Genomic DNA, 26,067 nt, shown 5'->3' with positions numbered 1-26,067 from the left:
GCGGCGGAGGATCCTCGACGCCGTCTGAGATCGGCGGATTCGCACGCGGACACGCCCGTGTGACGAAGGAGTCGTCTCGATTCGGTGGCGCGCCGTTTCTTTGGTATTCTCGTCTGGTTGCCCTCTGAGGGCAGCACGCCCCGATAGCTCAGTGGCAGAGCACTTCCATGGTAAGGAAGGGGTCGTCAGTTCAATCCTGACTCGGGGCTCGCAGTATCCATCGGATGCCGTGCGGCAGGGTAGCTCAGTTGGTGAGAGCGCACGACTCATAATCGTGAGGTCGCGGGTTCAAGCCCCGCTCCTGCTACAGATTCAAACCCCCGGAGTTCCGGGGGTTTTGTCGTATCCGGACACGCTCGAGCAGGGCGCTCAGGATCGACGCGGACGTCGAGGCGGCCGCGCGCATCGCGTCGGCTCGCGGATACACCCCCCGCTCCCGCTGCTGCGGATCGCGACCCGGAAGTCCGCGCTTTCGTCGCGCCACCCTCCGTTCATCCGGACAGTCGTCCCCCTCAGCGGAGCCCATGGAGTGCGCTGGTGGGGACGACTCGGAAGTAGGGGCGCGCCCGTTCGAATCTTGTGAGTACACTTGTGCTAATAAATGAGATTCGAACGGGGAGTGCTGTGGTTCTTGGGCTGATCATTGCTTGCGAGGTGGCGTTCTGGGTCGCGGTTCTGGGCGGGCTGGCCGCCCGGTACGTCGCCAACCGGCCGCGTCTCGGGCTCGTGCTGCTGTTCGCGGCGCCGGCGGTCGACGTCGTGCTGCTGCTTCTGGTCGCGGTCGATCTGCTGGGAGGCGGGACGGCGTCGTGGCACCACGGGCTGGCATCGTTGTACGTCGGGATCTCGGTGGCCTACGGGCATCGGATGATCGCGTGGGCGGACGCGAAGTTCGCAACCCGTTTCCGCGGAGCGGCACCGCGTCCTAAGCTCGCTGGTGCCGCCTACACGGTGGCGTGCTGGAAGGACGCGGCGCGAACGCTGCTCGCCGTGGCGATCTCCGGCGCGATACTCGGTGGACTGATCCTCATCGTCGGCGCACCAGCGAGAACGGAAGAGCTTCGTGGTTTCTTTCCCCTTCTGGGCGTCATCCTCGGGATCGACGTGCTGTGGGCCGTGAGCTACACGGTCTGGCCGAAGAAGGCTGCGGCGACGGCGAACGGATGACGCGATGCCCCGACTGATCGATCATGACGAGCGCAACCGCGTCATCGCGGCAGCATCGATGCGCGTGCTCGTGCAGAAGGGGCTCGGCGCCCTTTCCGTCCGGAACGTGGCCGCCGAGGCCGGGATCGCCGCCGCCTCCCTTCGGCGGGCGTTCCCCACGCAGGATCATCTGCGCAAGTTCTGCTTCGATGCGATCGGAGATGCCGTCGCCCAACGGATCGCGGCCCTCGACGGCGAAGGGCTGCCGCTCGTCCTGGCTCTGCTCCGTGAGCTGCTGCCGTTGGACGACGTCCGTCGCGATGAGCTCGTCGCGCAGCTTCAGTTGGGCGGTCGCGCTCTCGTCGACGCGTCTCTCGGGGCGAGCGTGATCGAGCTGAACCGCGAGGTGCGCGGAGTCTGCGCGGCCGCGATCGCCGAGCTCGACCGTGTCGGGGCGCGGGGCGCCACGATCGACGTCGAGTACGAGGTCGACAGGCTTCATGCTCTGCTCGACGGCCTCGCGATCCACCTCCTCTGGGCGCCCGGCCCTGACCCCGAGGGCTTCGCGATGGATGTCCTCAGCAAGCACCTGCGTCCGCTCTGCGCGACCGATGCGGGCGGTCGCGTCAGCAGTGCCGGGGTCGACGAGAACTGATCCGCGACTGCCTTCCCGCGCGTGAACAGTCGTGGGGCGAGACGTGGAGCTCCGCGGGGGCGGCCGGGTCAGGCGTGCCGGAGCAGATCCCGAAGCGTGCCGAGGTTGTCCTGCATCCCGCGCTTGAACAGTCGTTCGGCCACGGGGGAGAGCAGCCGGGCGATCCCAGGAAGCCCGTCCGCGCTGATGCTGCCTTCGAGCACGAGGCGCGTGCCGAGCGGCGCGGGCAGGATCCGGTATCGATAGGAGAAGGGCGTCGGGCCCGTGATCGAGGTGAAGGTGATCTCCTGGCCTTCGACGTAGCCCGTGACTTCGACGAGGTTGACCGCGGGTCCGGTGGGCAGTGCGCGGTGGACGGAGTACTGGGTGCCGAGGCCGCCCGATCCGCGCACCTGCTCGACGCGCTGCACCGCCGAGTACCAGCGGGGCGTGGTCCTGAAGTCCGCCACGAAGGCGAAGACTTCGGCCGCGGGCGCCGTGACGTCGATTTCCAGCCTGAATGTCATGTGTTCCTCCCGGGAACGATCGCGTCGACGCAGGCCGGGGGAGTCGTGCTCCGGTGCGGGGCCTACTCGTGACGCACTGCGTGGTCGGTGGTGGTGCGGAGTTTCAGCGCCTCGCCCGCAGGATGGCCGGAGACGAGGAGCTCCAGAGGTGCGATGAGTTCCGCGGCGCCGGGGAGCTCATCGATCGCCTCGTACAGCGCATCCTCGATGACCCGGGTCTCCCGCTCCTTCGCGATCCCCTCGGGGGTGAGGCGGACGTGCACCTGGCGGCGGTCGTCGCCGTCGTCGGTGCGCTCCAGGAGGCCGGCCTGCACGAGACGCTCGATGAGGCGCGACGGGTTGGTGCCGCTGTCGCAGACCAGCATCCGCCCGACCCCGGAGACCGTGAGCTCCCCGTGGTCGCCGAGGATCCTGAGCACCTCGGACTGCGCCGGCGAAAGCCCGATCGGCTTGAGCGCCGCGGCGAGCCGGCGGTTGCCCTCGCGCTGCGCGGCGAGCAGGAGATAGCGGATCCGTTCTGCTTGCCTCATGCCGCTACTCTATGGCGCGATTCGCCTTCGCCAGGAGGCCCTGGGCCGCGGGGTCGTGGGCGGCGAGGACGACGAGCCCGGGATGCCGCTCGGCGAGTTCGATGACACGTCGGGTCGACGCCAGAAGGCCCGCCTTGTCGCCGACGCCGGGGATCACTCCCTTCTCGAGAAGCGCGGCGTCGTAGGTGAGGTCCCCGACGAGCAGCAGAGGCGACAGCCCCGTCCGCTGCACCAGCGCGGAGAGCGATCCCGGTGTGTGCCCCGGGGTGAGGAACAGCATGACGGACCCGTCGCCGAAGAGGTCGAGCTCGCCGCGCAGCGGCTCCCAGTGCAGATCCGGCAGGAAGATGTGCTTCTGGAGATAGCCGTCGAGCTCGGCGGAACGGCCGCGCGCGGCGTCGAGTTCGGCCTCGCCGACGATGATCCTCGCGTGGGTCAGCTCGGAGAGGCCGCCGATGTGGTCCTGGTGCAGGTGTGAGATGACCGCGGTGTCGACATCGGCGATGTCGTACCCGATCCGGGCGAGCTGAGCGGTCAGCGTCTCGTCCGGCGCGATCTCGAATCGCGCCAGACGGCGATAGAAGAAGCCGTTCAGGCCGCGGGGAAAGTAATCGGGGTCGGTGACCGATGCCCGGTTCTGACCGGTGTCGAACAGCGCGAGCCCGTTCGCATGCTCGATGACGTAGACGTTGATCGGGCGGGGCGGCGTCCATCGGCGGGACGTCGTGAGCCACCAGAGCATGGGAGTGCCGGAGCGGGAGACGTGCTCGGGGCGGATCGCGACGCTCCCGGTGCTGACGAGGGAGACCTTCTCGATGGATTGCATGTCATGACACTATATGTTCTGACACAGAAATGGAAGCACGGGATCCGACGGATCCGTCCGAGCCGGTCCGAGCGCATGGCCGCCCTGCCCACCCGCGAGACTCCAACTCCGCGACGAGACTGCAGCTTTCACGCGCAGTCTCGTCGCGGAGTTGGAGTCTCGCGGATCGAGAGCGGACCGAGCTGGCGGGCTCAGGCGGGCCAGGCCCTCCCGGACCAGGGGTCGTAGTCGGCGAGGAGGGGCTCCTGTGCGGGGCGCTGGTCCTCCGGGACGTGCTGGAGGTTGACGCGCACGCGGTACCAGAGCGAACTCGATCCGCGCATCCCGTCGACCAGGACGTCGGCGGGATGAAGCAGCGAGGAGACGGATGCATGCGCCTCGCGCCACTGCTCGAGCGCGGCGAGCGCCTCCGGCTTCGTCTTCGTGCGCGCGATCTCGATGAGGGGCATGGTCGAGGCCCGGCGGCCGGATCCGTCGGACCCGCGCGGCGGCTTCTCTGCGGGCCCCAGCTCCTCGGCCAGCGCGAGCAGGGCCGACAGCGACCCGGCCTCCCGGTCGATGTCCCGATGCGGATCGCCGATCTCCGCGAACCGGGCGCGCACGGTCGGCACGGTGAACTCCTCCGGACGCCGCAGACGCACCTCGTCCCACGCGAGCGGCGTCGACACCCGGGCGTCCGGGAGCGGGCGGATCGAGTAGGCGGAGGCGACCGTCCGATCCTTCGCGTTCTGGTTGAAGTCGACGAAGACGCTCTCGCCGCGCTCCTCCTTCCACCAACGCGCGGTGGCGAGCCCCGGCGCCCTGGCCTCGACCTCGCGGGCGAGCGTCTCGGCGGCGAGGCGCACGGTCGCGAAGTCCCATTCCGGCCGGATGCGGACGAGGATGTGCATGCCGCGGGATCCGCTCGTCTTCGGCCAGCCGACGAGGCCGCAGTCGTCGAGGACCTCGCGCACCACGAAGGCGGTGTCGACGATCTGCGACCATTCGACCCCGGGCATCGGATCCAGATCGACCCGCAGCTCGTCGGGGTGCTCGAGGTCGGTGGCGCGCACGGCATGCGGATTGAGATCGAGGCAGCCCAGGTTGACGATCCAGGCGAGCCCTGCGGCGTCGTGGAGCACGGCTTCCTCCGGCGAACCGCCCGAGGCGTATCGCAGCACCGCCGTGCCGATGAAGGAGGGATGCTCCGGCACGCGCTTCTGGAAGAACGGCTCGGCGTCGATGCCCTTCACGAACCTCTTGAGCACCATGGGCCGGCCGCCTGCGCCGCGCAGCGCGCCCTCCGCGACCGCGACGTAGTACTCGACGAGGTCGAGCTTGGTCAGACCCGCCTGCGGGAAGACGACCTTGTCGGGATGCGAGACGCGCACCTCCGTGCCGTCGATCTCGATGAACGTCTCGGCTCGCCCTGCCATGCACCAACGTTAGATCGCGAAGGTCTACCGTGGCGAGAGGGGCGGGGAAGCCCGGCCTCAGCGATCCGAGATCGCTGGGGCGCGGGTGCGGCGATGCCCTTGTGCTCCGCAGTGCGAAGCCGTAATCTACAACCGATTAGTTGTATTTAAGATTCGGAGGATCCCATGGCGAACGACGCCGCAGCCCGCGCGGTCATCACTCACACGGTCGGGGAGGGCGAGGACGCGATCACCTACGACGTGCACGGCGACCTCGCGACCGCGACGGCGGAGCGCCCCGCGCTGTTCCTCTTCGGGGCGCCCATGGACGCGACGGGGTTCACGATCCTCGCCTCGCACTTCGGCGACCGTCCCGTCATCACCTACGACCCGCGCGGTGCCGGGCGCAACCCGGCCGGCACCTCCGACATCACGGCGCAGCGGCACGCCGACGACCTGCACCGCGTGATCACGGCGCTGCAGGTCGGCCCGGTGGACGCCTTCGGGAGCAGCGGGGGCGGCGTGAGCCTGCTCGCGCTGCTCGCGACCCACCCGGAGGACGTCGACGTCGCGGTCGTGCACGAGCCGCCCGTGGCCGCCTTCCTGCCAGACCGGGACGCCGTGCTCGCGGTCGTCGCCGACCAGAAGCGCACCTACGCGGCGGAGGGATCGGGCCCCGCCTTGGCGAAGTTCATCCAGTTCGTGATGTTCGACGGCGTGGTCCCCGGGGACTACCTCGACCGGCCTGCGCCGGATCCGCGCATGTTCGGCCTCCCCACCGCGGACGACGGAGGGCGGACGGATCCGCTCTTCCGCAACATGCCGTCGACCCTCGCGTACGTGCCGGAGATCGCGGCGCTGCAGGGCCTGGGTGAGCGCCTGGTGATCGCGTTCGGCGCCGAGTCTGGGGAGACGATGCCGGCGCGCGCCGCACGCTCGGTCGCGGCGGCGCTCGGGGGAGAGGCCACCGAGTTCCCGAGCAACCACGGCGGCTTCACCGAGCAGCCGGGCTTCCCGAGCGATCCGGCGGGGTTCGCGGCTCGTCTGCGTGAGGTGCTCGACGCACGGCACTGATGCGCCGAGCCCCGCTCGGGCGTGTGGTCCGCGCCCGAGCCGCGACGCGCGCGCGGCGACTCGCGCGCGCGTCGCCGTCAGGAGGCCTGAGGGAGGATCCGCAGCGCGACGAGCAGCTTCGTGAGCGCACCCTCGCGGCGGGCCGGGATGTGGAGATCCGGGTCGACGTCGATGAGCGGATAGATCGCCGCGCGTCGCGCCGGGGCGTCCTGGGGTTCGGGGCGGTGGTCCTGGGCGTCGGGGGTCTGGGGCATCATCGCCTCTTTTCTCGCTTAAGATTCCGAATTATGGAATTGCTCTATCGGATAATGAAATCGTAGGATGATCCGACTCGAGGGTCAAGAGTTCCCTCCTGGATGTGCCGGAATGCGGCTCCGGTTCCCAGCTGATTGACAGGAATCCGGTATTCTGGCTCGGCAATCCAGGGTGCGCCGGCCGGCGTGCGGGAGATTCCGCCCTCACCCTCGACCTGACAGAAAAGGCATTCGAAAATGACTGGTACTGCTGGAAAGGCGCTCGCCGAGGCGATCTCGACGTTCCTCTTCGTGTTCAGCATCATCGGCGCGATCAACAGCAAGAGCCCGCTGACGCCGCTGGCGATCGGCCTCGCGCTGACGGTTCTCGTCTACGCCGCGGGCCACATCTCCGGCGCGCACCTGAACCCCGCCGTGTCCTTCGGCGCCCTGATCCGCGGCGCCATCGGCGTCACGGACTTCGTCGCGTACATCGTGGCCCAGTTCGTCGGTGGCGCGCTCGCCGCCCTCGCGAGCTTCGCGGTCTGGCCGCACGCCGACAAGGCGACCGAGATCCAGGTCGGCCCCGCCTTCCTCGTCGAGGCGCTGTTCACCCTGGCGCTGGTCTGGGTCGTGCTGAACGTCGCCACCTCGAAGGACAACGACAACAACTCCTTCTACGGTCTGGCCATCGGTGGCACCGTCTTCGTCGGCGCCGTCTCGGTCGGCGGCATCTCGGGCGGCGGCTTCAACCCGGCCGTCGCGCTCGGCCTGTCCATCAGCGGCCAGTTCGCGTGGAGCAACCTGTGGCTGTACGTCGTCGCCCCGCTGGCCGGCGCCGCGGTCGCCGCGATCCTCTTCCGGGTGCTCAGCGCCGGCGACAAGAAGGCCGCTGCCTGAGTCGCCTCTCCCGGATCGCCCCGTGCTCGCTCGAGCGCGGGGCGATCTGCTTTTCCTGAGCGCTCGCCGGATCCGTCCTCGGGAACTTCGCTCAGCGCGCGCGGAGGCCGTCGAAGATCACCCGGGTGACGTCGTCGACGAGCTCCTCGGGGGTGAGCGACGTGTGCGCGGGGCGGTACCACTCGATGATCGAGTTGATCATGCCGAACATGAGCCTCGTCGTCACCGAGGGGCGGATGTCGCGCCGCAGCGCCCCTTCCTGCTGCGCCTGCCCGACCAGGTGCGCGACCCGCTGGTCGAAGATGCGGCGGCGTTCCAGGGCGGCGCGCTCGATCTCGCTGTTGCCGTGCACGCGGAGCAGCAGCGTGACCTGAGGCAGCTTGCCGGTGAGCACCCGTACCGCGCCCGCGATCACGGTCACCAGCCGCGTCGCGGCCGTGCCCTCGTCGGCCAGGGCTCCGTCGAGCACCGACTCGAGCCCGCCGAGCGCGTCGTCGAGGGCGATCTCGAGGATCTGCTCCTTCGAGGCGAAGTGGTGGTACAGCGCGGCCTTGCTGAGGCCGAGCGCCGAGGCGAGCGACGAGACGCTCGTGCCGTCGTAGCCCTGCTCGTTGAAGAGCTTCACCGCGATCTCGAGCACCTGCGCGCGGTCGTAGCCGGGGCGACCGCGGCGGGCGCGCGGCGTCGGCTCGTCGGCGGAGGCCTCCTCGGAGACCTCGGCGATGCTCGCCGCCTCGCCGGCGTGTGCGGATCCGGTGCTCATCCGCCTCATTCTCCCCCATCGGACTTCCGGGCGGACTTGCCCGCCCGGGATCCGTCTGTCATCCTTTTACTGAACGATCGGTCGGGAAACAGTTTCGCATCCTGGATCGACGCACCCTGTCGACGAAGACCCCGGGAGGACGAGCATGTCGGAGGCCTACCTCATCGGCGGTGCGCGCACGCCGGTCGGACGATACGGCGGGGCGCTCGCCGCGGTCCGCCCCGACGATCTGGCCGCGCTCGTCATCCGGGAGGCCGCGCAGCGCGCGGGCGTCCCCGATGACGCCTTCGACGAGGTGATCCTCGGATCCGCGAACCAGGCGGGGGAGGACAACCGCAACGTCGCGCGCATGGCCGTGCTGCTCGCGGGCTTCCCGGACGCGCTGCCCGCCCTGACCGTCAACCGTCTGTGCGCCTCGGGGATGTCCGCCGTCGCACTCGCGTCGCAGGCGATCCGCGCCGGTGACGCCGACGTGATGATCGCGGGCGGCGTCGAGTCGATGACGCGCGCCCCCTGGGTGCAGGCGAAGCCCGAGCGGGCGTGGGCGAAGCCGGGCGAGGCGTTCGACACCTCGATCGGCTGGCGGTTCACGAACCCGCGTCTCGCCGCTCGCGACAAGGCCACCTTCTCGATGCCGGAGACCGCCGAGGAGGTCGCGCGCCTCGACGGCATCACGCGCGAGGAGGCCGACGCGTTCGCCCTGCGCAGCCATGAGCGGGCGATCGCCGCGATCGACGCCGGCCGCCTCGCCCCCGAGATCGTGGCCGTGCCCACCTCGCGCGGCGGACTCGTCGACACCGACGAGGGCCCGCGCCGGGACACGACGCTCGAGGCCCTCGCGGGACTGCGTCCCGTGGTCGCGGGCGGCAGCGTCGTCACCGCGGGCAACGCCTCCTCGCTCAACGACGGCGCTTCGGCGATCGTGGTCGCCGGATCCGCCGCCGTCGAACGGCACGGGCTGACGCCGCGGGCGCGCATCGTCGCCTCCGCCTCCGCCGCGCTCGCCCCCGAGATCATGGGGCTGGGGCCGGTGCCTGCGACCGAGAAGGCGCTCGCGAAGGCCGGGCTCACCGTCGCAGACCTCGGCGCGGTCGAGCTGAACGAGGCGTTCGCGACGCAGTCGCTCGCCTCGATGCGACGGCTCGGGCTCGACCCCGACATCGTGAACGCGGACGGCGGCGCCATCGCCCTCGGCCATCCCCTCGGTTCGAGCGGGAGCCGGATCCTGATCACCCTGCTCGGCCGCATGGAGCGCGAGGGCGCCCGCTACGGCTTGGCGACCATGTGCGTCGGCGTCGGTCAGGGCACCGCGATGATCGTGGAGCGGGTGTGATGGCCGACGCATCGACAGGGCGGCGCCTGCGCGTCGAGCGCGCGGAGGACAGGGTCACGGCGACCCTGGACAGGCCTGAGGCCCGCAACGCGATCGACCAGGCCATGATCGACGAGCTGCACGCGCTGTGCGCCGAGCTCGAGGAGGATCCGCGGACCCTGATCCTGATCGGATCCGGCGGGATCTTCGCCTCCGGCGCCGACATCGCGCAGCTCCGCGACCGCCGGGCACAGGATGCGAGGGTCGGGATCAACACGACGGCGTTCCGGCGCATCCGCCGCCTGCCCATGCCGGTGATCGCCGCGGTCGACGGCTACGCCCTCGGCGGGGGCGCCGAGCTCGCGTACGCCGCCGACATCCGCATCGGCACACCGGCCACGCGCATCGGCAACCCGGAGACCGGGCTCGGCATCATCGCCGCGGCCGGGGCGACCTGGCGCCTTCCGCAGATCGTCGGCGAGGCCAGGGCGGCCGAACTGCTGCTCACCGGACGCCAGGTGAGCGCGACGGAGGCGCTCGCCTGGGGCCTCCTGTCGTCGCTGCACGAGCCCGACGACCTGCTCGCCGCGGCGCACGCGATCGCCGACCGCATCGCCGCGAACGACCCGCTCGCCACCCGGCACACCAAGACGGCCCTCCTCGCCCCGCCCGACCGGCACCCCGAGATCGAACTGGAGCTGCAGGCGGAGCTGTTCGAGAGCACCGAGAAGCACCGGCGGATGACCGCCTTCCTGGAACGGAGGAGCCGCCGATGAGCACATCCCGGTGGTCGAGCGAGCCGCAGGCGGGACGAGACGCGACGGCGGCGACGCCCGCGGCGCCGGAGCGCGTCGGCGTGCTCGGCGGCGGACGCATGGGCGCGGGCATCGCGCACGCGTTCCTGCTCGCCGGATCCCAGGTCGTCGTGGTCGAGCGGGACGAGGCTGCGGCGGCCGCGGCGGGCGAGCGGATCCGCACGAGCCTGCAGCGCTCGGTCGAGCGCGGCAGCACCGACCGCGCGATCGCGGCGCTCGAGGGCGCTCTCGAGACGAGCACCGATGCCGCGGTGTTCGCGGACGCCGGACTGGTCGTCGAGGCCGTCCCGGAGGACCGGGCGCTCAAGCTCGAGAGCCTGCGCCGGATCGAGGCGGTGGTCGCGCGCGGCGCCGCGATCGCGTCGAACACGTCCTCGATCTCGATCGACGACCTCGGCGCGGGGCTCGCGCACCCCGAGCGCTTCCTCGGCCTGCACTTCTTCAACCCCGTGCCCGCATCGGCGCTCGTCGAGGTGGTCGTGGGCGCCTCCACGAATCAGGAGCTCGTCGACGACGCCCGCGGCTGGGTCGCGGCTCTCGGCAAGACCGCGGTCGTGGTCGCCGACTCTCCGGGCTTCGCGTCGAGCCGGCTCGGTGTCGCGATCGCTCTCGAGGCGATCCGGATGCTCGAGGAGGGCGTCGCGACCGCCGCCGACATCGACGCGGCGATGGAGCTCGGCTACCGGCATCCGACCGGACCGCTGCGCACGACCGACATCGTCGGCCTCGACGTGCGCCTCGGGATCGCCGAGGAGCTGGAGGCAGAGCTCGGTGCGAGGTTCGCGCCGCCGCAGCTGCTGCGCGACCTGGTCGCGGACGGACACCTGGGCCGCAAGACCGGCCGCGGATTCTACGAATGGAGCGAAGGATGATGACCGAGCTGCTGCCCAGCTACCTGCAGGGAGCCTGGTGGACCTCCTCCTCGGAGGGCGGGACCGTCGTGCGCGATGCGTCGACGGGGGAGGAGATCGTCCGGGTCGACTCCGCGGGCATCGACCTCGCCGGCGCCGTCGCCTACGCCCGCACGGTCGGCCAGCAGAGCCTCGGCGCGCTCACCTTCCACCAGCGGGCGATGCTGCTCAAGCAGATGGCCGTCGTGCTCACGGAGCACAAGGAGGAGCTGTACGAGCTCTCCAAGCGCAGCGGATCCACGGTCCGCGACTCCTACGCCGACGTCGACGGCGGCATCGGCGTGCTGTTCACCTACTCGTCCAAGGGCCGTCGCGAGCTGCCCAACGCGAAGGTCCTGCTGGACGGCCCCGTCGAGCCCCTCTCGAAGGACGGATCCTTCCTCGGCCGCCACGTCTACACGCGCCTGCCCGGCGTCGCCGTGCAGATCAACGCCTTCAACTTCCCGATGTGGGGCGCGCTGGAGAAGTTCGCCCCGGCGTTCCTCGCCGGGGTGCCCTCGATCGTGAAGCCCGCGACTCCGACGGGCTACATCGCCGAGGCGTGGGTGCGCATCCTCGTCGACTCGGGTCTGCTGCCGGACGGATCCCTGCAGCTGGTCAGCGGATCCCTCCCCGGGATCTTCGACCTGCTCCGCCTCGGCGACCTCGTGGCGTTCACCGGCAGCGCCTCGACCGCCGCGGGGCTGCGTGCGCAGACCGCCGACGGTGTGCGCTTCACGAGCGAGACCGACTCGATCAACGCCTCCGTGCTCGGCCCCGACGCGACGCCGGACACCCCGGAGTTCGAGGCCTACGTGAAGCAGCTCATGATCGAGCTCACCACGAAGGCGGGGCAGAAGTGCACCGCGATTCGCCGTGCGATCGTGCCCGCGCCGCTCGTGGGCCCGCTGGTCGCGGCGCTCCGGGCGAAGATCGCCGAGCGCGTCGTGATCGGCGACCCGCACGCCGGGTCCGTCACGATGGGACCGCTGGTCTCGATCGCGCAGCGCGACGAGGTGCTGCGCCAGGTCGCGGCGCTGCGCGAGGCCGGCGGCGAACTGCTCCTGGGGTCCGTGGACGCCCCGGAGGTCGTGCACGCCGACGGCACGACGGGCCCCGCGCCGGAGGGCGCGTTCGTCGCGCCGATGCTCGTGGGCTTCGCCGACACGACCGCACCCGCCGTGCACGAGATCGAGGCGTTCGGCCCCGTCTCGAGCGTGCTCGGGTACTCGACCGTGGCGGAGGCTGCGGAGCTCGTCGGACGCGGCGGGGGATCCCTGGTGACGAGCGTCGCCACGAAGGATCCCGAGGTCGCCACCGAGCTGCTCACGCGCATCGCCGCGTACAACGGCCGCGTGCTGTTCCTGAACCGCGACGACGCGAAGACGTCGACCGGACACGGCTCCCCGGTGCCGCACCTCGTGCACGGAGGCCCCGGTCGTGCGGGCGGCGGCGAAGAGCTCGGCGGGATCCGCGCGGTCATGCACTTCATGCAGCGCACCGCGATCCAGGGCACCCCGGAGATCCTCACCGCGATCACGGGCGTGTGGCACACCGGCGCCGTCACCGACCGGGCGGTGCACCCGTTCCGCAAGTCGCTCGCGGAACTCCGCCTGGGGGACCAGGTGGAGTCCGGCCTGCGCGAGCTGTCGCTCGAGGACATCGAGGCGTTCGCGCACTCCACGGGCGACACGTTCTACGCGCACATGGACGAGGAGGCCGCCGAGGCGAACCCGTTCTTCGGCGGGAGGGTCGCGCACGGCTACCTGCTGGTGTCGTGGGCGGCCGGGCTGTTCGTCTCGCCAGAGCCGGGACCCGTGCTCGCCAACTACGGGCTGGAGAACCTGCGCTTCGTGACCCCGGTGAAGCCCGGCGACGCGATCCGGGTGACTCTCACGGCCAAGCAGATCATCCCGCGCGAGACCGACGAGTACGGCGAGGTGCGCTGGGACGCGGTGATCCACAACCAGCGCGACGAGATCGTCGCGACCTACGACGTGCTGACGCTCGTGGAGAAGGAGCTCGCCCCGGCCGCCTGACTGAATCGTCGACGCGATAGAGATGGAAAACACCGCTTCCGCAGCTTCAGGAGCGGCGTTTTCCATCTCTGAGCGAGTGGCCTCCGGAGTTCGAGATGGAAAAGTCCGCTCGCGAAGGCATTGGAGCGACGTTTTCCATCTCTGAGCCGGGACGACATGCAGGTGCGCACCGTCCCGGCATCGGCCCCGAGCTCAGCGCAGGTCGTACAGGCGCTTGTACTTGCCCTCGCTGCGGGGGAGGGATCCCGGTTCCTCGACCTGCACGTCCACCGACGTCCCGATGGACGTCTTGATCCGCAGCTTCAGCACCTCGGCCGCGGCGAGGGCGCTTGCCGCGTCGATGTCGGGGTGCCGCTCGATCCGCACCTTGAGGGCGTCGAGGTGTCCCTGCCGGGTGAGCTCGAGGACGAAGTGGGGCGTGAGCGTCTCGATGCCGAGCGCGAGCTCCTCGATCTGCGTCGGGAACAGGTTCACGCCGCGCAGGATGATCATGTCGTCGTCGCGCCCGGTGATCTTCTCCATCCGCCGCATCGCGGGGAAGGCGGATCCGGGCAGCAGGCGGGTGAGATCCCGCGTGCGGTAGCGGATCACGGGGAAGGCCTGCTTCGTGAGCGAGGTGAACACGAGCTCGCCCGGCTCCCCGTCCGGCACGGGCTCGCCGGTCTCGGGGTCGATGATCTCGGGCAGGAAGTGGTCCTCCCAGATGTGCGGGCCGTCCTTCGTGGCCGCGGCCTCCATCGCCACGCCGGGTCCCATGACCTCGCTGAGCCCGTAGATGTCGACGGCGTCGATGTTCAGGCGCTGCTCGATCTGGAGGCGCATCTCGTTGGTCCACGGCTCCGCGCCGAGGATCCCGACCTTGAGCGAGGTGGAGCGGGGATCGATCCCGGCCTGCTCGAGCGCATCGGCGATCGTCAGGAGGTAGGTGGGGGTGCACATGATCGCGTCCGGCTCGAAGTCGTGGATGAGCTGGACCTGCTTGGCGGTCTGCCCGCCCGACATCGGGATCACGGTCGCGCCGAGCCGCTCGATGCCGGCGTGCGCGCCCAGGCCGCCCGTGAACAGCCCGTAGCCGTACGCGTTGTGCACCTTCCAGCCGGGCTGCACCCCCGCCGCGCGGAGCGAGCGCGCGATGAGATCCGCCCAGTTGTCGAGATCGGTCTGGGTGTAGCCCACCACGGTCGGGCGGCCGGTGGTGCCCGAGGAGGCGTGGATGCGGCGCACCTCGGCCATCGGCACCGCGAACATGCCGAACGGGTAGTACTCGCGCAGGTCGTTCTTGGTCGTGAACGGCAGGCGTGCGACGTCGGCGAGGGTGCGGACGTCGTCGGGGTGGATCCCGGCCCGCTGGAAGGCGAGGCGGTAGAACGGCACGTTCTCGTACGCGTGATGCACCGACCACTGCAGGCGCTCGAGCTGCAGGGCGCGCAGCTCGTCCGGGGTCAGGGTGGTGGCCGCGTCGTCGTGCGCGGCGCCGACGGCGGTGTCGGTCATGAGTTCTCCTCGGGGAAGGGACGGTTCGTGGTGATCGAGCGGCCGCGGAACTCGGCGACGATGTCGCCGGTCTCGTCGGTCACCGTGATGTCGTAGAGGCCGGTGCGTCCGTTGCGCGCGCGGCGCGTCCCCGCGGCCGTGAGCACCTGCCCCGCACGCGTCGACTTCAGGAAGGTGATGTCGGCGCCCGCGGCGACCGTGACCTTCTCGTCCTCGTTGCAGACGATCGCGAAGGTCGTGTCGGCGAGGGCGAAGACCAGTCCGCCGTGCGTGATGTCGAAGCCGTTCAGCATGTCCTCGCGCACGGTCATCGAGACCACCGCGCGGCCGGGCTCGTCCACCTCCACGCGCATGCCGAGGGCGGAGGAGGCGCGATCGCGCCGCATCATCGGACGCAGGTCGGCGACGGGATCGGTCATCTGTTCTCCTTCGAACGGAACGGCGCGGATCAGGGTGCGATGCCGGTTCGGGAAGGTCGTCCTTCTGCGAACGATACGAGTGTGCCATAATTACTGTACGAACGGTAGGTAATTCACTCAGGAGTCGACGATGACTGTTTCCCCCGTGGCCTTGGCCGAGGATCCGGATGCCCAGACGCTCTTCGACGAACTCGTCGAGAACGAGCAGCGCATCGAGCCGCGCGACTGGATGCCGGAGGCGTACCGCAAGACGCTCATCCGGCAGATCTCCCAGCACGCGCACTCCGAGATCATCGGGATGCAGCCGGAGGGCAACTGGATCACCCGCGCTCCGAGCCTCAAGCGCAAGGCGATCCTGATGGCGAAGGTCCAGGACGAGGCGGGGCACGGGCTCTACCTCTACTCGGCCGCGCAGACGCTCGGCATCACGCGCGACGAGATGATGCAGCAGCTCATCGACGGCAAGGCCAAGTACTCCTCGATCTTCAACTACCCGACGCCGACCTGGGCGGACATGGGCGCGATCGGATGGCTCGTCGACGGCGCCGCGATCTGCAACCAGGTGCCGCTGTGCCGCGCCTCGTACGGTCCCTACGGACGCGCGATGGTGCGCATCTGCAAGGAGGAGTCCTTCCACCAGCGCCAGGGCTTCGAGATCCTGCTCACCCTCATGCAGGGCTCGGAGGAGCAGCGCGCGATGGCGCAGGACGCGGTGAACCGCTGGTACTGGCCGGCGCTCGCGATGTTCGGCCCGCCGGACGACCAGTCGCCGAACTCGGCGCAGTCGATGCAGTGGAAGATCAAGCGCTTCTCGAACGACGACCTGCGCCAGCGCTTCGTCGGCATGCTCGTGCCGCAGGCGGAGATCCTCGGCGTGACCCTGCCGGATCCCGAGCTCCGCCTCGATGAGGAGACGGGGCAGTACGCGATGGGGGAGATCGACTGGGACGAGTTCTTCGAGGTCGTCCGCGGCAACGGTCCGTGCAACGCCGAGCGGCTGCAGCGCCGGCGCGATGCGCACGCGGAGGGCGCCTGGGTGCGCGAGGCCGCGGCAGAGTACGCCCGCAAGCAGGCGGCTCGGGCCCAGAGCGGAGAGGCGGCGGCGTGATGACCACCCCCGGAGCCTCCCCCGAGGAGACATGGCCCATGTTCGAGGTGTTCGTCCGGGCGAACCGCGGACTCAGCCACGTGCACGTCGGATCCCTGCACGCCCCCGACGCCGACATGGCGCTGCGAAACGCGCGCGACCTGTACACGCGGCGCAACGAGGGCACGTCGGTGTGGGTCGTCCCGGCCGACGCGATCACGACGAGCGACCCCGACGACAAGGGCGCGTTCTTCGAGAGCCCCGCCGGCAAGAACTATCGTCACGCCGTGTACTACACGGCCTCCGAGGGGGTGCCGCACCTGTGAGCGCCCCGCACCAGGCCCCCGAGGATCTCGAAGGGACGATCGATCCGCACGGCGACGTCTCGGTCGACGAGCTCGCGCTCGCCGCGGAGCTCGCCGGCTCGGGGGAGCGCGCGAGCTCCGCCGACATCGCCGAGTACGCGCTCTGGCTCGGCGACGACGCCCTCATTCTCTCCCAGCAGCTCGGCGCGTGGATCACCTACGCCCCCGAGCTCGAGGAGGACGTCGCGCTCGGCAACATCGCCCTCGACCTGCTCGGGCACGCGCGCTCCTTCCTGCGCTACGCCGGATCCTGGGACGGGCGCAGCGAGGACGATCTCGCGTACTTCCGCGACGAGGCCGAGTTCCGCAGTTCCTGGCTCGTGGAGCAGCCCAACGGCGACTTCGCGCAGACGATCGCGCGCCAGCTCCTCGTCAGCACGTACATGCTCGAGCTGTACTCGGCGCTCCGGGGCAGCACCGACGCGACCTTCGCCGCGATCGCGGAGAAGGCGGTCAAGGAGGTCGACTACCACCGCGACCACGCCGTGCAGTGGGTGCTGCGCCTGGCCGGAGGCACCGAGGAGTCGCGCGCGAGGATCATCCGCGCCTTCGCGGATGTCTGGCCCTACGCGGCCGAGCTGTTCCGCGACGACGCGCTGACCGACCGCCTCGGCGACGCCGCGGTGCGCCCGTCCTCGCTGCGGGCGGGGTTCGACGCCGTGATCGACGCCGTGTTCGCCGAGGCCGAGCTGGAGATCCCCGCCGGATCCACCTCTTCCGGCGGCGGACGGCACGGATCCCACGCGACCGGGCTCGGCCACCTGCTGTCCGAGATGCAGGTGCTCGCCCGCCGTCACCCTGGAGCGACATGGTGACCGGGCTGCGCGAGCGCGCCTGGGAGGCGGCGGCCGCGGTCAAGGATCCGGAGGTCCCCGTGCTGACGATCGAGGACCTCGGGGTCCTGCGCGACGTCGCCGTCGACGGCGACCGGATCCGCGTCGACATCACCCCGACCTACAGCGGCTGCCCCGCGATGGACACGATCCGCGACGACGTCGAGCTCGCGCTCACCCGGGCCGGCTTCGGCGACGTCGAGGTGCGCCTCGTGCTCGCGCCCGCCTGGACCACGGACTGGATGAGCGACGAGGGCAAGCGCAAGCTCACCGAATACGGCATCGCCCCGCCCAGCGGCCACGCGGCCCTGCGACGCGCTCAGGGGCCGGTGCGCGTCTCGCTCGGCGTGCGCTGCCCGCGCTGCGGATCCCTGGACACCCGCGAGCTCTCCCGCTTCGGCTCCACGTCGTGCAAGGCGCTCTACGAGTGCCGCGCGTGCCTCGAGCCCTTCGACCACTTCAAGGTGATCTGATGACGCTCTGGCACCTGGGCGCCGCCGCGCACACCGCCGCCCCCGGGGAGGCCGTCACCGAGCGCGTCGCCGGGGCGCTCCTCAACAGCGTGGTCGGCGGGGCGGCGGCGTCGCAGCGCCGACGCACCCGCTTCCACACCCTCGCCGTGCAGGAGGTGCGCCCGCTCACCGATGAGGCGATCGAGGTCACCTTCGCGGTGCCGGAGGAGCTCTCGGGGGAGTTCGACTATCTCGCCGGCCAGCACGTCGCCCTACGCGCCGAGCTCGACGGCCACGAGGTGCGGCGCTCCTACTCCCTCTGCCGGCCGCCGGCGCGGGATGCGGCGACGGGCACGGCGACCATCAGCGTCGCCATCAAGCGCGATCGCGGAGGCCGCTTCTCCACCTGGGCGCAGAGCGAGCTGCACCCCGGTGACCGGATCGACGTGATGAGCCCTCAGGGCACCTTCACCTCGGCGCTCGCCGCACTCGACGAGGCGCATGTCGTCGGCATCGCCGCGGGGTCCGGCATCACGCCGCTCATGGCGCTCGCAGCAACGGTGCTCGCGCGCTCCGATACCAGTCGCTTCACCCTCGTCTACACGAACCGCCGGGCGACGGACGTGATGTTCCTGGACGACCTCGCCGACCTCAAGGACCGGTATCCGGCGCGCTTCGCGGTGCACCACGTGCTGACCCGCGAGCAGCGCTCGGCTCCGCTGCTGTCCGGTCGCATCGACGAGGAGCGCCTGCGCGGCATCCTCGACGCGCTCGTGCTGCCCGCGACGGTCGACGAGTGGTTCCTGTGCGGGCCGTTCGACCTCGTGCAGCTGTGCCGCGACACCCTCGCCGACATCGGCGTCGACGCCGCGCACGTGCGCTACGAGCTGTTCACCACCGGCGAGCCCGGGCAGGAGCGCCCGGAGGCCGGACGTCCGATCGAGGTGCGCGAGGACGAGCCCGTCCGCACGATCGAGTTCACCCTCGACGGCCAGTCCGGATCCGTGGACACGCCGGTGTCGGCGAACGAGTCGATCCTGAACGCCGCGCTCCGCGTGCGGCCCGACGTGCCGTTCGCGTGCGCGGGCGGCGTGTGCGGCACGTGCCGGGCGCGCCTCGTCGACGGATCCGTCACGATGACCGAGAACTACGCGCTCGAGCAGGACGAGCTCGACCGCGGCTACGTGCTCACCTGCCAGTCCCACCCGACGACGGATCGCGTCGTGGTCGACTACGACGTCTGAACGCCCGCGGAGCAGCCCCTTCGACAACCTCAGGGACCAAGGAGGAACCATGATCGACCTCGCGATCGACGGCGCCGTCGCCCACATCACGCTGAACAACCCCGACAAGCTCAACGCGCTCGACGAGCAGGCCGTGCGCGACCTCGGCGATGCCTACGCCGAGGCCGAGCGCGCCGGAGTGCGCTCCCTCGTGCTGACCGGCGAGGGCAGGGCGTTCTGCGCCGGGCGCGACATCTCGGGCGTCGACCCGCGCGACGACGACGTGATGGGCTACCTCGACGGGATCGTCACGCCCGTGCTGCAGCGCATGTCGGCGTTCCCCGCCCCGACCTTCGCCGCCGCGCAGGGCGCCTGCCTCGGCGTGGGCCTCGGCCTGCTCATCGCGACCGACGTGGTCTACGTCGCCGACACCGCGAAGATCGGATCCCCGTTCGCCGCTCTCGGCGCGACGCTGGACTCGGGCGGGCACGCGCTGTTCGTGGAGCGGCTCGGCGCCCATCGCACGCTCGACCTCATCTACTCCGGCCGGCTGATGAGCGGATCCGAGGCGGTCAAGGCCGGGCTGTTCTCGCAGGCGATGCTCCCCGAGATGGTGCACGAGGCCACGCTCGCGGCGGCCGCGCGTGCCGCACAGGGGGCGACCGCCGCGTTCGTCGCGAGCAAGCGCCTCGTCGCCGCCCTCCGCGACGAGCGGCTGGGGCTGTGGCAGTCGATGCGTCAGGAGAACGCGGCCCAGGCGGCGCTCTGCGACACGGACGACTACCGCGAGGGCTTCGCGGCGTTCCAGGAGAAGCGCCCGCCGCTGTTCGAAGGGCACTGACCCCTCGGGGCGGCGACGGCGGAGCCGGGGCCGCGACGATCCGCACAGCCTGCGACGATCCGCACACGTCGCACCGCGGATCCGTGTGCACATCGTCGCATCGTGTGCCGATCGTCGCGGGCTCGGGGCGAGCCGTTCGACGGGACGCCGGCTCCGGCGCTGCGGCGGGGCGCGGGCCGGGCCCGACTACGCTGGACGGTGCTGTTCCGCCAGGAACGGCGGACAGGAGCGAGAGTGGTCGAGGGTGCCGTCGAGCGGATGCGGGGGCCGCGCGCCTATGCGTCCTTCATCGGGATCGGGCTCGCTGCGGGTCTCCTCTCCGGCCTGTTCGGCGTCGGCGGCGGCACGGTCATCGTCCCGCTGCTCGTGCTGCTGCTCGCGTTCGACCAGCGGCTGAGCGCCGGCACCTCGCTCGCCGCGATCGTGCCGACCGCGCTCGTGGGCGTCATCTCCTACGCCGTCCACGATTCGGTGGCGTGGATCCCTGCGCTGATCCTCGCCCTCGGATCCGTCGTCGGCGCGCAGATCGGCACCCGCCTGCTGCCGCGGATCTCCCAGACCGCCCTGCGCTGGTGCTTCGTCGGCTTCCTCGCGATCGTGATCGTGAGCCTGTTCCTGGTCATCCCGTCGCGGGGCGCCGTGCTCGAACTGACCTGGGTCACCGGCCCGCTGCTGCTGGTGCTGGGCCTGTTCACGGGCGTGCTCGCGGGACTCATCGGCGTCGGCGGAGGCATCGTGGTGGTACCAGCGCTCATGCTGGCGTTCGGCACGAGCGACCTCGTCGCGAAGGGCACGTCGCTGCTCATGATGATCCCGACCGCGATCTCGGGCACGATCGGCAACCTGCGCAATCACAATGTGGATCTGGTCGCCGCGGCCCTCGTCGGGCTCTCCGCCTGCACGACCACGGCGCTCGGCGCCTGGCTCGCGACGCTCATCGACCCGTTCGTGGGCAACGTCCTGTTCGCCGTGTACCTGGCCTTCATCGCGGTGCAGATGGCGCTGAAGGCGATCCGCGGGCGCACGCCTCGCGCCGCCTGAACGGCCGCTCGGCGCGGGATCGGCGCCGCTCGATAGGATCGAGGGGTGCCCGTGAATCCTGAACTGGTCGGCCGGGAGTTCCCGCCGACGGCCCCGTACCTCGTCGGCCGCGAGAAGGTGCGCGAGTTCGCGCGCGCCGTGTTCGCCGACGCCCCGCAGCACACCGATGTCGCGGCGGCCCAGGCGCTCGGCTTCGCCGACGTCGTCGCCCCGCCCACCTTCGCGATGGTCATCCAGGACCTCACGCTGCAGCAGCTGCTGGGGCTGGAGGACTCCGGGATCGTGCTGTCCCGCACGATCCACGCCGAGCAGCGCTTCTCCTACACGCGTCCCATCGTGGCCGGCGACGAGCTCACCGCGCAGCTGACCGTGACCGGGATCCGCGCGATGGGCCCTGCCGCGATGATCACGAGCGACGCCGAGATCCGCGACGCCGCCGGCGCGCACGTCGTCACCGCCACGTCGGTGCTGCTCGTGAGCGATGCCCCGGCCGAGAACGAGGAGGCCGCCGCGTGAACGTCGGAGACATCATCGCCGAGCGCACCGTGCACCTCACGCGCGAGTCGCTCGTGCGCTACGCCGGCGCGTCCGGCGACTTCAACCCGATCCACTACCGCGACGACGTCGCCGCAGAGGTGGGCCTGCCCGGCGTGCTCGCGCACGGCATGCTCACGATGGGCGTCGCCTCGTCGGTCGCGGTCGCCGCCCTTCCCGGCACCGCGCGGATCCTCGACTACGGCGTGCGCTTCGCGCGGCCGATCGTGGTCGACCCCCAGGCCGGTGCCGACGTCGCGATCACGGCCAAGGTCGGCGCCGCGGACGAGACCGCGGTGCGGATCGACCTGACCGTCCGGTTCGCCGACACCACGGTGCTCGTCAAGGCGCAGCTGCGCGTCGCGGCGGACTCGCTCTGACATGGCGGAGATCGATCCGATCCGCCTCTCCGCGCTGACCACGCTGCAGACCGGCGCGGCGCCCGCCCGCATGATCGACGCCGCGACCGAGGACGAGCTCGTCTCCGCCCTCCGCGCGGTGTGGGCGGCCCGCGACGAGTGGTTCGTGCTGGGCGGAGGATCCAACCTCTTCGCGGGGGACGCGCCCTTCGACGGCACGGTGATCCGCATCCGCACCCACGGCATCGAGGAGCTCCCGTCCCCCCACCCCGACCGGATCCGGCTGCGCGCGCAGGCCGGGCACGACTGGGACGCGCTCGTCGCCTACGCGGTCGAGTGCGGCTACGCGGGCATCGAGGCGATGTCGGGGATCCCCGGGACGGTCGGCGCCGCCCCCGTGCAGAACATCGGCGCCTACGGGCAGGAGATCCAGGAGACCCTCGTCGAGGTGGAACTGCTCGACGAGCACTCGGGCGAGGTCGTCGTCACGCCCGCGTCCGAGCTCGGCCTGGGCTTCCGCACCTCGGTGCTCAAGCACCACTACGGCTCCGTCGCCGAGCGCAGGGCCGTGATCCTGTCGGTCACGCTCGACCTCGCCGTCACCGGCGATGCGGGGCGGATCGTGCGCGGTGAGCAGCTGCGCCGCGCGCTGCAGCTCACGGGCGACGACCCCGTGCCCCTGGCCTGGGTGCGAGAGCGGATCCTGGCCACCCGCGCCGCGAAGGGCATGCTCTTCGATCCGGCGGATCCCGATACGCACGGCGCCGGATCCTTCTTCCAGAACGCGATCGTGCCGGAGGCGGTGGCGCGCACGCTGCCGCCCGAGTGCCCGCGCTGGCCGGTGACGCCCGACCTCGACACCGTCACCGTGATCCCGCTCGACTCGTACTACGGACTGTCGCCGAAGCCGGAGGCGCCCCCGAGCGACGTCAAGGTGAGCGCCGCGTGGCTGATCGAGCACGCCGGCATCGGCAAGGGGTTCAAGCTGCCGCGTTCGCGCGCGGGCGTCTCCACGAAGCACGCTCTCGCGCTCACGAACCGCGGGGGTGCGACCGCGGGGGAGATCGCGGAGCTCGCGCGGTTCATCCAGAGCCGGGTGCATTCCGAGTTCGGCCTGCTGCTGCAGCCGGAGCCCGTGCTCGTCGACGTCGAGCTCTAGGCGCGGCGACGCGGCGCCGGGGTCCGTCCGCCCGTCGCGCGTAAGATCGCGCGCATGACCGGACTCGTGCCCTACATCCTGTTCCCCGGAACCGCCGTCGATGCGCTGCCTTTCTACCAGGCGATCTTCGGAGGCGAGGTGGCGATGCACACCTACGCCGAGTTCGGGCGGGCGGACGGCCCGGCCGATGCGATCGCGCACGGCATGCTCGGGGGCGGCCCCGTCGTGCTCGCCGCCGCGGATGCCGGGCCGGACGAGGACGCCCTGCACATGAACGGCATGTTCTTCTCGCTGCTCGGCACGGCGGATCCGGAGACCCTCACACGCTGGTTCGCACAGCTCGTCGACGGCGGCCGCGTGATCGACCCGCTGCAGGAGCGGCCCTGGGGCGCGCACGACGGCACCCTCGTCGACCGCTTCGGCGTGCGCTGGCTCATCGGCTACGAGGACTGATTCGCGCGCAGCCCCCGCACACGCCGACGCCCCCTCTGGGGGCCGACGCCCCTCCTGAATTGCGGAATTCAGGAGGGGCGCTGACCGCCAGAGGGGGCGTCGACGTGGAGAGGGTCCGGCCTCAGGAGGCGAACAGGCGCTGGAGGCGCTGCACGCCCTCGAGCAGCTGGTCGTCGCCGAGCGCGTACGACATGCGGACGTAGCCGGACGGGCCGAACGCCTCGCCGGGGACCACGGCCACCTCGGCCTGGTCGAGGATGAGGTCGGCGAGCTCGAGCGACGTCGTCGGGGTCACGCCGCCCCAGGTGCGGCCGAGCAGGCCCTGCACGTCGGGGTAGACGTAGAACGCGCCGGTCGGGTTCGGCACCACGAGGCCGTCGATCTTGGACAGCTCGGCGACGATCAGCTTGCGGCGGCGGTCGAACGCCTCGCGGAACTGCTCCGCCTCGGTCTGCGGGCCGTTCAGCGCGGCGACCGCGGCGCGCTGCGCGACGTTGTTCACGTTGCTCGTGAGGTGCGACTGCAGGTTGCCGGCGATCTTGATCGCATCGGCGGGGCCGACCATCCAGCCCACGCGCCAGCCGGTCATCGCATAGGTCTTCGCGACGCCGTTGACGAGGATGGTCTGACCGGCGACCTCGGGGAGCGCCTCGACCACGGAGGTCGCCTTGACGCCCTCGTAGGTGAGGTTCTGGTAGATCTCGTCGGAGATGATCCAGATCCCGTGCTCGAGCGCCCACGCGGCGATCGCGGCGGTCTCCTCGGGGGAGTAGACGGATCCGGTCGGGTTGGACGGCGAGACGAACACGAGCACCGTGGTGCGGTCGGTGCGGGCGGCCTCGAGCTGGTCGACCGTGACCTTGTACTCCTGGTCGGCGCCCGCGAAGACCTCGACCGGGACGCCGTCGGCGAGGCGGATCGCCTCGGGGTAGGTGGTCCAGTACGGCGCAGGCAGGAGCACCTCGTCGCCCGGGTTCACCACGGCCTGGAACGCCTGGTAGACGGACTGCTTGCCGCCGTTCGTGACGATGACCTGGCTCGGCGAGACCTCGAGGCCGGAGTCGCGCAGCGTCTTCGCGGCGATCGCCTCGCGCAGCTCTGGCAGGCCCGCGGCGGGCGTGTAGCGGTAGTTCGCCGGGTTCGCGAGGGCCTCGGCGGCCGCGTCCACGATGAACTGCGGCGTGGCGAAGTCGGGCTCGCCCGCGGCGTACGAGACGACGGGCTTGCCCTCGGCCTTGAGGGCTTTGGCCTTGGCATCCACCTTCAGCGTGGCGGACTCGGCGATGGCGGAGAGTTTGCGGGAGAGAGGCGCGCGTTCGGTCACGCCACCAGCGTACTCGGGCGCCTGTCGTGCGAAATGGCCATGACGTACAAAGCGCGGGCGCCGTTCTCCGTCGTGGCGAACAGGCGCGGACGAGGGGATCCGACGCAGGGATCCGTCGCAGCGGCGGGATCCTGCGCGCGGTCAGGTCAGGAACGAGGGCGGAACGGCGCAGTAGTCGGCGAGGCGCCGCGTCGGCGCCTCCGGATCCGTCACGTCGACCAGAGCGGTCGCCGCGGTGTGCGGGACCTCGTCGCCGTCGATGAGCCACACCGAGAAGTGCCACAGTCCGCGGGTGCGCTCGGCGAGCAGGTCGGCCGCGCCGGAGACGATCTCGACGGCGTCCCCGCCCGCGTCGCGGAACGGCGTCACGAGGTCCGCGCGCAGGCTCGCCTCGTCGCGGCCGTCCTGCGCGGCGACCGACACCGCGACGCCCCGGGAGCGCAGGGCGTCGGCGAGGCCGCCCGCGAACGCGGCCGACCGGGCGGCCGAGGGGCTGGCGACCGCGAGCAGCCGTGCTCCGCGCGGATAGTCGCGCAGGAACTCGTCGGAGAGGTCTTCGAGGAGGGCGCGCGCTGCGATCGGGGCGGTCATGTCCCCAGCGTAGGCGGCCGCGCGGAAGGGGCAGCGCGATCCGGCCGGATGCGGGCGACCCCCGGCCGGCCCCGCACCGCGTCGCGCTCAGGCGACCGCCCGCGCTCAGGTGACCGCCCGCGCTCAGGTGACCGCGTCGCGCTCCTGGAACTCGGGCGCACGCCACAGCTCCTCGTCGAGTACGCGGCGGAGGGTCTCCACGGCGTCCCAGACATCGGCATGGCCGAGGTACATCGGGGTGACCCCGAATCGCAGCACCTCGGGCTCGCGGTAGTCGCCGATCACGCCGTTCGCGATGAGCGCCTTCATCACGGCGTAGCCCTCGGGGTGGCGGAACGACACGTGGCTGCCGCGCTGCGCGTCCTCGCGCGGCGTGATCAGGGTGAGCGGGTGGTGCGCGAGCCGCGTCTCGACGAGCCGGATGAACAGCGTCGTCAGCGCGAGCGACTTGCGGCGCAGCGCCTCCTGGTCGACCTCGAGGTGCATGTCGAGGCCGACCTCCATGGTCGCCATCGAGAGGATCGGCTGGGTGCCGACGAGGAAGCGCCGCCCCCCGGGCGCCGGAGCGTACGAGTCGGCCATGGCGAACGGGCGGTCGTGCCCCCACCAGCCGGTCAGCGGCGTCTCGACCCGGTCGAGATGGCGCTCGGCGACCCAGAAGAAGGCGGAGGAGCCAGGGCCGCCGTTGAGGTACTTGTAGGTGCAGCCGATCGCGAAGTCGGCATTGGATAGCGCGTTAAACAGCCTTTTTAACGAAATAGAAAAGAAGCTGTTTACTCGTGCTGATCACACCTCAAATCAGCACGACA

At 70.9% G+C, this 26,067-nt stretch carries 30 protein-coding genes and 2 tRNA genes; 21 read left to right on the top strand and 11 right to left on the bottom strand.

The window, feature by feature from the left end; genetic code table 11:
* Window positions 1-137: 137 nt before the first annotated feature.
* The 4 genes from B7X32_RS04940 to B7X32_RS04925 all read left to right on the top strand — a co-directional run bounded on the left by B7X32_RS04940 (window position 138) and on the right by B7X32_RS04925 (window position 1,801).
* Window positions 138-209, top strand: a tRNA-Thr gene (locus B7X32_RS04940).
* 24 nt (window positions 210-233) lie between these two features.
* Window positions 234-307 (top strand) — tRNA-Met (locus B7X32_RS04935).
* 317 nt (window positions 308-624) lie between these two features.
* Entirely contained in the window at window positions 625-1,167 is a 543-nt protein-coding gene (locus B7X32_RS04930; RefSeq protein WP_292716904.1) for a hypothetical protein, read from the top strand.
* Between the two features lie 4 nt (window positions 1,168-1,171).
* Window positions 1,172-1,801 (top strand): TetR family transcriptional regulator C-terminal domain-containing protein, encoded by a 630-nt coding sequence (locus B7X32_RS04925; RefSeq protein ID WP_292716899.1) that lies wholly within the window; start codon window positions 1,172-1,174, stop codon window positions 1,799-1,801.
* A 68-nt stretch (window positions 1,802-1,869) separates the two neighbouring features.
* On the opposite strand, the gene B7X32_RS04920 is transcribed toward B7X32_RS04925, so the two are convergent.
* The 4 genes from B7X32_RS04920 to B7X32_RS04905 all read right to left on the bottom strand — a co-directional run bounded on the left by B7X32_RS04920 (window position 1,870) and on the right by B7X32_RS04905 (window position 5,078).
* Window positions 1,870-2,307: an SRPBCC family protein gene (locus B7X32_RS04920; RefSeq protein ID WP_292716897.1), complete on the bottom strand. Its 438-nt coding sequence runs from the start codon at window positions 2,305-2,307 to the stop codon at window positions 1,870-1,872.
* A gap of 62 nt (window positions 2,308-2,369) precedes the next feature.
* On the bottom strand, window positions 2,370-2,837 hold the full coding sequence (locus B7X32_RS04915; RefSeq protein ID WP_292716894.1) for a winged helix DNA-binding protein: 468 nt from the start codon (window positions 2,835-2,837) through the stop codon (window positions 2,370-2,372).
* 4 nt (window positions 2,838-2,841) lie between these two features.
* A complete protein-coding gene (locus B7X32_RS04910) occupies window positions 2,842-3,663 on the bottom strand; it encodes an N-acyl homoserine lactonase family protein (protein ID WP_292716891.1) in 822 nt (273 codons plus the stop codon).
* Window positions 3,664-3,854: 191 nt separating this feature from the next.
* On the bottom strand, window positions 3,855-5,078 hold the full coding sequence (locus B7X32_RS04905) for a DNA polymerase domain-containing protein (protein WP_292716888.1): 1,224 nt from the start codon (window positions 5,076-5,078) through the stop codon (window positions 3,855-3,857).
* A 165-nt stretch (window positions 5,079-5,243) separates the two neighbouring features.
* Here B7X32_RS04905 and B7X32_RS04900 point away from each other — a divergent pair, with 165 nt between their 5' ends.
* Window positions 5,244-6,131, top strand: a complete 888-nt coding sequence (locus B7X32_RS04900; protein ID WP_292716885.1) for an alpha/beta hydrolase — start codon at window positions 5,244-5,246, stop codon at window positions 6,129-6,131.
* A gap of 77 nt (window positions 6,132-6,208) precedes the next feature.
* Here B7X32_RS04900 and B7X32_RS04895 read toward each other — a convergent pair whose 3' ends face one another.
* Window positions 6,209-6,385 (bottom strand): hypothetical protein, encoded by a 177-nt coding sequence (locus tag B7X32_RS04895; protein ID WP_292716881.1) that lies wholly within the window; start codon window positions 6,383-6,385, stop codon window positions 6,209-6,211.
* A gap of 237 nt (window positions 6,386-6,622) precedes the next feature.
* On the opposite strand from B7X32_RS04895, the gene B7X32_RS04890 reads away from it, so the two are divergent.
* Entirely contained in the window at window positions 6,623-7,264 is a 642-nt protein-coding gene (locus B7X32_RS04890) for an aquaporin (RefSeq protein ID WP_292716879.1), read from the top strand.
* Between the two features lie 91 nt (window positions 7,265-7,355).
* On the opposite strand, the gene B7X32_RS04885 is transcribed toward B7X32_RS04890, so the two are convergent.
* Entirely contained in the window at window positions 7,356-8,027 is a 672-nt protein-coding gene (locus B7X32_RS04885; protein ID WP_292716877.1) for a TetR/AcrR family transcriptional regulator, read from the bottom strand.
* 145 nt (window positions 8,028-8,172) lie between these two features.
* Here B7X32_RS04885 and B7X32_RS04880 point away from each other — a divergent pair, with 145 nt between their 5' ends.
* From B7X32_RS04880 to paaZ, 4 genes are read left to right on the top strand one after another with little or no spacing between them, the layout of a single operon-like run.
* Window positions 8,173-9,360 carry an acetyl-CoA C-acyltransferase gene (locus tag B7X32_RS04880; protein WP_292716875.1) on the top strand — a complete coding sequence of 396 codons (1,188 nt, stop codon included), beginning with the start codon at window positions 8,173-8,175 and terminating at the stop codon, window positions 9,358-9,360.
* Window positions 9,360-10,115 carry an enoyl-CoA hydratase/isomerase family protein gene (locus B7X32_RS04875; protein ID WP_292716873.1) on the top strand — a complete coding sequence of 252 codons (756 nt, stop codon included), beginning with the start codon at window positions 9,360-9,362 and terminating at the stop codon, window positions 10,113-10,115. The genes B7X32_RS04880 and B7X32_RS04875 overlap by 1 nt, the downstream gene beginning before the upstream one ends.
* Window positions 10,112-11,026: a 3-hydroxyacyl-CoA dehydrogenase family protein gene (locus tag B7X32_RS04870; RefSeq protein ID WP_292716871.1), complete on the top strand. Its 915-nt coding sequence runs from the start codon at window positions 10,112-10,114 to the stop codon at window positions 11,024-11,026. Before B7X32_RS04875 ends, B7X32_RS04870 begins: the two co-directional genes overlap by 4 nt.
* A complete protein-coding gene (gene paaZ / locus B7X32_RS04865; protein WP_292716901.1) occupies window positions 11,026-13,083 on the top strand; it encodes a phenylacetic acid degradation bifunctional protein PaaZ in 2,058 nt (685 codons plus the stop codon). Before B7X32_RS04870 ends, paaZ begins: the two co-directional genes overlap by 1 nt.
* A gap of 192 nt (window positions 13,084-13,275) precedes the next feature.
* Here the strand turns inward: paaZ and paaK are convergent, their stop codons facing one another.
* Both paaK and paaI read right to left on the bottom strand, forming a co-directional pair.
* A complete protein-coding gene (gene paaK / locus B7X32_RS04860; protein ID WP_292716869.1) occupies window positions 13,276-14,577 on the bottom strand; it encodes a phenylacetate--CoA ligase PaaK in 1,302 nt (433 codons plus the stop codon).
* Window positions 14,574-14,996: a hydroxyphenylacetyl-CoA thioesterase PaaI gene (gene paaI / locus B7X32_RS04855; protein ID WP_292716867.1), complete on the bottom strand. Its 423-nt coding sequence runs from the start codon at window positions 14,994-14,996 to the stop codon at window positions 14,574-14,576. The genes paaK and paaI overlap by 4 nt, the downstream gene beginning before the upstream one ends.
* 130 nt (window positions 14,997-15,126) lie before the next feature.
* On the opposite strand from paaI, the gene paaA reads away from it, so the two are divergent.
* The 11 genes from paaA to B7X32_RS04800 all read left to right on the top strand — a co-directional run bounded on the left by paaA (window position 15,127) and on the right by B7X32_RS04800 (window position 23,343).
* The gene (paaA, locus tag B7X32_RS04850; protein WP_292716865.1) at window positions 15,127-16,104 is read left to right on the top strand and encodes a 1,2-phenylacetyl-CoA epoxidase subunit PaaA; all 978 of its coding nucleotides are present in this window, start codon (window positions 15,127-15,129) and stop codon (window positions 16,102-16,104) included.
* On the top strand, window positions 16,104-16,409 hold the full coding sequence (gene paaB, locus B7X32_RS04845; RefSeq protein WP_233310351.1) for a 1,2-phenylacetyl-CoA epoxidase subunit PaaB: 306 nt from the start codon (window positions 16,104-16,106) through the stop codon (window positions 16,407-16,409). Before paaA ends, paaB begins: the two co-directional genes overlap by 1 nt.
* The gene (gene paaC / locus B7X32_RS04840) at window positions 16,406-17,263 is read left to right on the top strand and encodes a 1,2-phenylacetyl-CoA epoxidase subunit PaaC (RefSeq protein ID WP_292716861.1); all 858 of its coding nucleotides are present in this window, start codon (window positions 16,406-16,408) and stop codon (window positions 17,261-17,263) included. Before paaB ends, paaC begins: the two co-directional genes overlap by 4 nt.
* Complete coding sequence (gene paaD / locus B7X32_RS04835) at window positions 17,257-17,754, top strand: 1,2-phenylacetyl-CoA epoxidase subunit PaaD (protein WP_292716859.1); 498 nt, start codon at window positions 17,257-17,259, stop codon at window positions 17,752-17,754. The genes paaC and paaD overlap by 7 nt, the downstream gene beginning before the upstream one ends.
* Window positions 17,754-18,977: a 1,2-phenylacetyl-CoA epoxidase subunit PaaE gene (gene paaE / locus B7X32_RS04830; protein WP_292716857.1), complete on the top strand. Its 1,224-nt coding sequence runs from the start codon at window positions 17,754-17,756 to the stop codon at window positions 18,975-18,977. The genes paaD and paaE overlap by 1 nt, the downstream gene beginning before the upstream one ends.
* Before the next feature lie 49 nt (window positions 18,978-19,026).
* Window positions 19,027-19,797: an enoyl-CoA hydratase/isomerase family protein gene (locus tag B7X32_RS04825; RefSeq protein WP_292716855.1), complete on the top strand. Its 771-nt coding sequence runs from the start codon at window positions 19,027-19,029 to the stop codon at window positions 19,795-19,797.
* A gap of 258 nt (window positions 19,798-20,055) precedes the next feature.
* The gene (locus tag B7X32_RS04820) at window positions 20,056-20,838 is read left to right on the top strand and encodes a sulfite exporter TauE/SafE family protein (RefSeq protein WP_366246952.1); all 783 of its coding nucleotides are present in this window, start codon (window positions 20,056-20,058) and stop codon (window positions 20,836-20,838) included.
* A gap of 45 nt (window positions 20,839-20,883) precedes the next feature.
* Complete coding sequence (locus tag B7X32_RS04815) at window positions 20,884-21,354, top strand: MaoC family dehydratase N-terminal domain-containing protein (protein ID WP_292716851.1); 471 nt, start codon at window positions 20,884-20,886, stop codon at window positions 21,352-21,354.
* On the top strand, window positions 21,351-21,752 hold the full coding sequence (locus tag B7X32_RS04810) for a MaoC/PaaZ C-terminal domain-containing protein (RefSeq protein ID WP_292716849.1): 402 nt from the start codon (window positions 21,351-21,353) through the stop codon (window positions 21,750-21,752). Before B7X32_RS04815 ends, B7X32_RS04810 begins: the two co-directional genes overlap by 4 nt.
* A gap of 1 nt (window position 21,753) precedes the next feature.
* A complete protein-coding gene (locus B7X32_RS04805; RefSeq protein WP_292716847.1) occupies window positions 21,754-22,890 on the top strand; it encodes a UDP-N-acetylmuramate dehydrogenase in 1,137 nt (378 codons plus the stop codon).
* A 54-nt stretch (window positions 22,891-22,944) separates the two neighbouring features.
* Window positions 22,945-23,343, top strand: coding sequence for a VOC family protein (locus tag B7X32_RS04800; protein ID WP_292716845.1), 399 nt, complete (start codon window positions 22,945-22,947; stop codon window positions 23,341-23,343).
* A 121-nt stretch (window positions 23,344-23,464) separates the two neighbouring features.
* Here B7X32_RS04800 and B7X32_RS04795 read toward each other — a convergent pair whose 3' ends face one another.
* The 3 genes from B7X32_RS04795 to B7X32_RS04785 all read right to left on the bottom strand — a co-directional run bounded on the left by B7X32_RS04795 (window position 23,465) and on the right by B7X32_RS04785 (window position 25,840).
* Entirely contained in the window at window positions 23,465-24,667 is a 1,203-nt protein-coding gene (locus tag B7X32_RS04795) for a pyridoxal phosphate-dependent aminotransferase (protein WP_292716843.1), read from the bottom strand.
* A 141-nt stretch (window positions 24,668-24,808) separates the two neighbouring features.
* Complete coding sequence (locus B7X32_RS04790; protein WP_292716841.1) at window positions 24,809-25,258, bottom strand: hypothetical protein; 450 nt, start codon at window positions 25,256-25,258, stop codon at window positions 24,809-24,811.
* Between the two features lie 123 nt (window positions 25,259-25,381).
* Complete coding sequence (locus B7X32_RS04785) at window positions 25,382-25,840, bottom strand: hypothetical protein (protein WP_292716839.1); 459 nt, start codon at window positions 25,838-25,840, stop codon at window positions 25,382-25,384.
* Window positions 25,841-26,067: the final 227 nt, after the last annotated feature.

This window comes from Microbacterium sp. 13-71-7, assembly GCF_002257455.1.
In the GTDB taxonomy this organism is placed as follows: Bacteria; Actinomycetota; Actinomycetes; order Actinomycetales; family Microbacteriaceae; genus Microbacterium.
Note: the sequence above shows the minus strand (reverse complement) of the source record. Positions and strands in the feature narration are given on the sequence as shown.

Excerpts from the sequence above, each read along its gene's own strand:
- B7X32_RS04925 (WP_292716899.1), top strand. The coding sequence starts at position 1,172 with ATGCCCCGACTGATCGATCATGACGAGCGCAACCGCGTCATCGCGGCA.
- B7X32_RS04920 (WP_292716897.1), bottom strand. The coding sequence starts at position 2,307 with ATGACATTCAGGCTGGAAATCGACGTCACGGCGCCCGCGGCCGAAGTC.
- B7X32_RS04915 (WP_292716894.1), bottom strand. The coding sequence starts at position 2,837 with ATGAGGCAAGCAGAACGGATCCGCTATCTCCTGCTCGCCGCGCAGCGC.
- B7X32_RS04910 (WP_292716891.1), bottom strand. The coding sequence starts at position 3,663 with ATGCAATCCATCGAGAAGGTCTCCCTCGTCAGCACCGGGAGCGTCGCG.
- B7X32_RS04905 (WP_292716888.1), bottom strand. The coding sequence starts at position 5,078 with ATGGCAGGGCGAGCCGAGACGTTCATCGAGATCGACGGCACGGAGGTG.
- B7X32_RS04900 (WP_292716885.1), top strand. The coding sequence starts at position 5,244 with ATGGCGAACGACGCCGCAGCCCGCGCGGTCATCACTCACACGGTCGGG.
- B7X32_RS04895 (WP_292716881.1), bottom strand. The coding sequence starts at position 6,385 with ATGCCCCAGACCCCCGACGCCCAGGACCACCGCCCCGAACCCCAGGAC.
- B7X32_RS04890 (WP_292716879.1), top strand. The coding sequence starts at position 6,623 with ATGACTGGTACTGCTGGAAAGGCGCTCGCCGAGGCGATCTCGACGTTC.
- B7X32_RS04885 (WP_292716877.1), bottom strand. The coding sequence starts at position 8,027 with ATGAGCACCGGATCCGCACACGCCGGCGAGGCGGCGAGCATCGCCGAG.
- B7X32_RS04880 (WP_292716875.1), top strand. The coding sequence starts at position 8,173 with ATGTCGGAGGCCTACCTCATCGGCGGTGCGCGCACGCCGGTCGGACGA.
- B7X32_RS04875 (WP_292716873.1), top strand. The coding sequence starts at position 9,360 with ATGGCCGACGCATCGACAGGGCGGCGCCTGCGCGTCGAGCGCGCGGAG.
- B7X32_RS04870 (WP_292716871.1), top strand. The coding sequence starts at position 10,112 with ATGAGCACATCCCGGTGGTCGAGCGAGCCGCAGGCGGGACGAGACGCG.
- paaZ (WP_292716901.1), top strand. The coding sequence starts at position 11,026 with ATGACCGAGCTGCTGCCCAGCTACCTGCAGGGAGCCTGGTGGACCTCC.
- paaK (WP_292716869.1), bottom strand. The coding sequence starts at position 14,577 with ATGACCGACACCGCCGTCGGCGCCGCGCACGACGACGCGGCCACCACC.
- paaI (WP_292716867.1), bottom strand. The coding sequence starts at position 14,996 with ATGACCGATCCCGTCGCCGACCTGCGTCCGATGATGCGGCGCGATCGC.
- paaA (WP_292716865.1), top strand. The coding sequence starts at position 15,127 with ATGACTGTTTCCCCCGTGGCCTTGGCCGAGGATCCGGATGCCCAGACG.
- paaB (WP_233310351.1), top strand. The coding sequence starts at position 16,104 with ATGACCACCCCCGGAGCCTCCCCCGAGGAGACATGGCCCATGTTCGAG.
- paaD (WP_292716859.1), top strand. The coding sequence starts at position 17,257 with ATGGTGACCGGGCTGCGCGAGCGCGCCTGGGAGGCGGCGGCCGCGGTC.
- paaE (WP_292716857.1), top strand. The coding sequence starts at position 17,754 with ATGACGCTCTGGCACCTGGGCGCCGCCGCGCACACCGCCGCCCCCGGG.
- B7X32_RS04825 (WP_292716855.1), top strand. The coding sequence starts at position 19,027 with ATGATCGACCTCGCGATCGACGGCGCCGTCGCCCACATCACGCTGAAC.
- B7X32_RS04820 (WP_366246952.1), top strand. The coding sequence starts at position 20,056 with ATGCGGGGGCCGCGCGCCTATGCGTCCTTCATCGGGATCGGGCTCGCT.
- B7X32_RS04805 (WP_292716847.1), top strand. The coding sequence starts at position 21,754 with ATGGCGGAGATCGATCCGATCCGCCTCTCCGCGCTGACCACGCTGCAG.
- B7X32_RS04800 (WP_292716845.1), top strand. The coding sequence starts at position 22,945 with ATGACCGGACTCGTGCCCTACATCCTGTTCCCCGGAACCGCCGTCGAT.
- B7X32_RS04790 (WP_292716841.1), bottom strand. The coding sequence starts at position 25,258 with ATGACCGCCCCGATCGCAGCGCGCGCCCTCCTCGAAGACCTCTCCGAC.
- B7X32_RS04785 (WP_292716839.1), bottom strand. The coding sequence starts at position 25,840 with ATGGCCGACTCGTACGCTCCGGCGCCCGGGGGGCGGCGCTTCCTCGTC.